Consider the following 4,821-nt stretch of genomic DNA (forward strand, 5'->3'; position numbering starts at 1 on the left):
GCTTTTCATCTTTCAGGGGCGCGGGGAACTGCGCGGGTGACCCCCACCGGCCCGCGGACGACGAACCGGGCCCGGGGCGCAGCCCCTCCCTTCAGGGGACCCGGCACCGGCGGGGCCGGAGGCGGGGCATACCGTGAGGAGTCGAACACCGCACGCGAGGAGGACGGGATGGGCAGCCGAACCGCGCTGGTCGAGGATCTGATGGAAAGGTTCCCGCACGTACCGCGCGAGGCGGTCTTCAAAGAAGACCTGCTCCGCGGGGGTGTGGCCTTCGACGACTCCGCGCTCAGCGACAACGAGGGCGGGGACGTCAAACCGAAGTCCTACTTCATCTTCTCCTTCGACCACGGCACCCTGCCCGAGCTGGGCGAGGCCGCCCTGCGCCGCCCGCCGGAGGAGATCATCCTCACCGGCGGCCCGTACGACCTGCGACGGACCGTCGTGTCCGTCCGCGTGAACCCGGCCTCGCCCTACCGCGTCGCCGCGAGCCCCGACGGCATGCTCGGGCTGTACCTCGACGGGAAGCGGATCTCGGACGTCGGGGTGCCGCCGATGCCGGAGTACTACCGGCACAAGCTCTCCAACGGGAAGTCCGTCATGGAGGTGGCCCCGACGATCCAGTGGGGCTACCTGATCTACTTGACGGTCTTCCGCGTCTGCCAGTACTTCGGCGCCAAGGAGGAGTGCCAGTACTGCGACATCAACCACAACTGGCGCCAGCAGAAGGCGGCGGGCCGCCCGTACACCGGGGTGAAGGACGTCGACGAGGTCCTTGAGGCGCTGGAGATCATCGACCGGTACGACACGGCGAAGACGTCCACCGCGTACACGCTGACCGGCGGCGCGATCACCTCCAAGCTGCAGGGCCGCGACGAGGCCGACTTCTACGGCATGTACGCCAAGGCCATCGAGGAGCACTTCCCCGGCCGGTGGATCGGCAAGGTCGTCGCCCAGGCGCTGCCCCGCGACGACGTGCAGCGGTTCAAGGACTACGGCGTGCAGATCTACCACCCCAACTACGAGGTGTGGGACGAGTACCTGTTCAAGATGTACTGCCCCGGCAAGGAGCGGTACGTCGGCCGCGACGAGTGGCACAAGCGCATCCTGGACTCCGCCGAGGTCTTCGGCGCGCGCAATGTCATCCCCAACTTCGTCGCGGGCGTGGAGATGGCCGAGCCCTTCGGGTTCAAGACGGTCGACGAGGCGATCGCGTCCACGACGGAGGGACTGCGGTTCTTCATGTCGCAGGGCATCACGCCCCGCTTCACCACCTGGTGCCCGGAGCCGACGACCCCGCTGGGCAAGGCCAATCCGAACGGCGCGCCGCTGGAGTACCACATCCGGCTGCTGGAGGCCTACCGGGCGACGATGGACGACTTCGGGCTCGCCTCGCCGCCCGGATACGGCCCGCCCGGACCGGGCAACGCCGTGTTCTCGGTCAGCTCCTTCATGGACAGCCTCCCGGCGAACGCGCCGGTGGGCAAGGAGAAGGAAGCGGGTACGGACGAGGTGTCCGTGGCCTGAGTGGCAGGGTGGCCGACAGGGTTCGAAGGGTGGACCGAGGGGCTGATGGGGACGTACGTCTGAGGCCGATGGGCCTGGTGGGGCAGGCGACCGGCGGTAACCGGATGTGGCGGTGCCGCTTGTCAGTTGTGCGGGAACCGTGAAAAACTCTGCCCTTCGCGAGACGTCCCCTTCAACTCCCGTATTAAACGGGTGAGTTGAACCCCACTTGAGCCCCCTTCTGGATGCAGGTGAAACCCCCACCCATGCCAGACCTGCCGACCCCTCAGGACGCCGCCGAGGCAACCTTGTTCTCGGAGTGCTGGGACGCGGTTCTTTCCTACGCCGACCTCTGCACCGGCGGCTCCGCCGACGCACGCCCCCTGGCCTCCGAGGCCTTCTCCCGCGGCATACGCGAAGCGCGTGCCGCGGAGGCCGAGACCGGCGGCAAAAGCTTCGGACGCCGGGCGCGCGCGCCCAGGCTGCCCCGCATACCGCTCCTCCTGACCGCCGTACGACAGACGGCCATCGCCTGGGAGGCCCAGGGGATCGGTGACCGGCTCGTACCCGAACTGCGGCTGTGGCTCAACTCCGAGCAGGCCGAACGCTTTTCCGGTCCGCCCCTGCACCGGCCGCTCGCCCTGCGCGGGCTGCGGGACATGCAGGAACCGGACGCCGCGCTCCTGTGGCTGACCGAGGTCGAGGCCATGCCGACGGCCGCGGTGGCCCGCCGGCTCGGCCTCGATCCGGCCGGCGTCGCCGAGGAACTGCAGCAGGTGCGCGGCGTGTTCCGCGACCGCTGCCACCGCAACCACCTCGACACCCCGCTGTCCGAGGAGTGCCGCAGTTACGCCCGCCTGCTCGACGCGGTCACCCGCTCGCCCGCCGCCGACGTCCCGGACGACCTGTCACGGCACCTGGCCCGCTGCGTCGAGTGCGCGGAGGCCGCCGCCTGTCTCAAGCACAGCGGGGGCGGGCTGCCCTCCGCGCTCGCGGGCGGAGTGATCGGCTGGGGCGGGCTCGCCTACCTCGAACGGCGGCGCAGGGCCGTCGAGTCGGGGCTCAGCCGCAGCGCGGCCGACGACACGGAGGAAGCCGCCGCCTGGATGAAGGACAGCGGCGGCCGGCCCCGGATCGGACGCGCCGGACTGCTGGCCGTGGCCGCCGGGGTCTCACTCCTCGCACTCGTCGTGACCCTGGTGCCCTTCGGCTCCGGCGACGACGGCACCGAGACCGCCGCGGAATCGGTGGGCCGCCGGCCCGTGGGGGAGCAGGTGCCCTCGTTCGACGGCCTGCCGTCCGACTCCGGGTCCGGTTCGCTGGGCGAATCGACGTCGTCCACGGCCTCCCCGAAGACACCGAAGTCCAGCGCCGGGGAGGGCGCCGGTGCGGGGTCGAAGTCGGAGAAGGAGGCCCAGGGCGACTCCTCGTCCTCCGCCGAGGAGGACGACGTCGTGCCCAACCCCAGCGAGCCCGCGGTCTGCCACGCCCGGTACGACCTGGTCAGCGAGTGGCCGGACGGCTTCCAGGCCACCGTCACCGTCAAGTCCGACTACGCCCTCGACACCTGGCGCGTCGGCTGGACCTTCCGCGACGGCCAGAAGCTGACGCAGATGTGGGACGGCAGCTTCGACCAGAAGGGCTCCCGCGTGACGGCGAGCGCCGCCGACTACAACAAGTCCGTCGCCGCGGGCGGCTCACTCGCCGTGGGCTTCCTCGCGTCATGGCGCGACAAGAACTCGGCACCGGTCGACTTCACGTTGAACGGCCGCAGTTGCACGCACTCCAGCTGAGGCGTACGAGGCGTACGAGGCTGAGCTGAGCCGAGCCGAGCGACGGGGCCGACCGGGTCGTGAAAACCGGTTGGCCCCGTCGCGAGAGCGGGCTAGGGTCGCCTTGTTCGAGCGGCGGTTCCGTACCGCGCCGCCGATGTCGTACCGATGGTGTCGTACCACCGGTGTCGTACCGATGTGATCAGGGAGGTGTGAACGATGGCTGTCTTGGCGATGGGCGCTGCCCGCATCCGGAAGTGCATCGAATCCACCTCTGTGGTCACCGGCTGACACCCTTCTTCTCCGCGCCCGAGTGCGCGCGGCCGGGGCCACCCTTCGAAGGGTCACCCCTTGTCTTCCTCCTCTTCACCCCTTTCCTCCTCCTCCGCTTCCGTGTCGTCCGGGCATCCGCTGGCGCCCTACGGCTGGGACGACGAGTGGGCCGCCGCGTTCGCGCCCCATGGTGAGCGCGGGCTCGTGCCCGGGCGGGTCGTGCGGGTCGACCGCGGTCAGTGCGATGTCGTCACCGCCGACGGGCCCGTGCGGGTCGACATCGAGTTCGTCACGCCGAACGACCCGCTCCGGGTCATCTGCACCGGCGACTGGGCCGTCGTCGACCCCGGCGGGGACCCCCGCTACGTACAGACGTATCTGCCGCGTCGTACCGCCTTCGTGCGGTCGACCTCGTCCAAGCGGTCGGAAGGGCAGATCCTCGCCGCCAACGTGGACTTCGCGATCATCGCGGTGTCCCTGGCGGTGGAGCTGGACCTCGGCCGGATCGAACGGTTCCTGGCGCTGGCCTGGGAGTCCGGGGCCCAGCCGCTGGTCGTGCTGACCAAGGCCGACCTCGTGCCGGACCCGGTGGGCCTGGCCTATCTCGTGCAGGACGTCGAGACCGCGGCGCCGGGCGTGCAGGTGCTGGCGGTCAGCTCCACGGACGGGGACGGGCTCGACGTCCTCGGTGCCGTCGTCTCCGGCGGGACCTCCGTCCTGCTCGGCCAGTCCGGAGCGGGCAAGTCGACACTCGCCAACGCGTTGCTCGGGGAGGACGTCATGGCTGTTCAGGCGTCTCGTGACGTCGACGGCAAAGGCCGGCACACGACCACGACCCGGAATCTGCTGGTGCTTCCGGGCGGGGGCGTACTGATCGACACCCCCGGCCTGCGCGGGGTCGGGCTCTTCGACGCGAGCAGCGGCGTGGGGCAGGTGTTCTCCGAGATCGAGGAGTTGGCCCGGGGCTGCCGGTTCCTCGACTGCGCGCACGTGGCCGAACCCGGCTGCGCGGTGCTGGCCGCGCTCGAATCCGGGGTGCTGCCGGAGCGGCGGCTCGACAGCTACCGCAAGCTCCTCCGCGAGAACCAGCGGATCGTGGCCAAGACCGACGCGCGCGTCCGCAACGAACTGCGGCGGGAGTGGAAGCGCCGGGGCGCCGAGGGCCGGGCCGCGATGGAGGCCAAGCGCGGCAACCGGGCCTGGCAGTGAGGTGTGCGGGGGGGGGGGGACCCCCCCCCCCCCAAAACCGGCGGGCGCGGGGGGGGAGGGGAGT

3 protein-coding genes are annotated in these 4,821 nt (G+C 70.7%); all 3 read left to right on the forward strand.

Annotated features, from left to right (window positions below; translation table 11 throughout):
- The first annotated feature begins 168 nt into the window (after positions 1-168).
- The 3 genes from ACFVH5_RS43880 (at position 169) to rsgA (ending at position 4,757) form a co-directional block, all read left to right on the forward strand.
- Positions 169-1,524, forward strand: coding sequence for a radical SAM protein (locus ACFVH5_RS43880; RefSeq protein WP_384799698.1), 1,356 nt, complete (start codon positions 169-171; stop codon positions 1,522-1,524).
- A 245-nt stretch (positions 1,525-1,769) separates the two neighbouring features.
- Positions 1,770-3,296: a cellulose binding domain-containing protein gene (locus ACFVH5_RS43885; RefSeq protein WP_385839289.1), complete on the forward strand. Its 1,527-nt coding sequence runs from the start codon at positions 1,770-1,772 to the stop codon at positions 3,294-3,296.
- 330 nt (positions 3,297-3,626) lie between these two features.
- The gene (gene rsgA / locus ACFVH5_RS43890) at positions 3,627-4,757 is read left to right on the forward strand and encodes a ribosome small subunit-dependent GTPase A (protein ID WP_385839290.1); all 1,131 of its coding nucleotides are present in this window, start codon (positions 3,627-3,629) and stop codon (positions 4,755-4,757) included.
- Positions 4,758-4,821: the final 64 nt, after the last annotated feature.

The sequence above is a fragment of the Streptomyces sp. NPDC127119 genome (genome assembly GCF_042677425.1).
GTDB lineage: Bacteria > Actinomycetota > Actinomycetes > Streptomycetales > Streptomycetaceae > Streptomyces.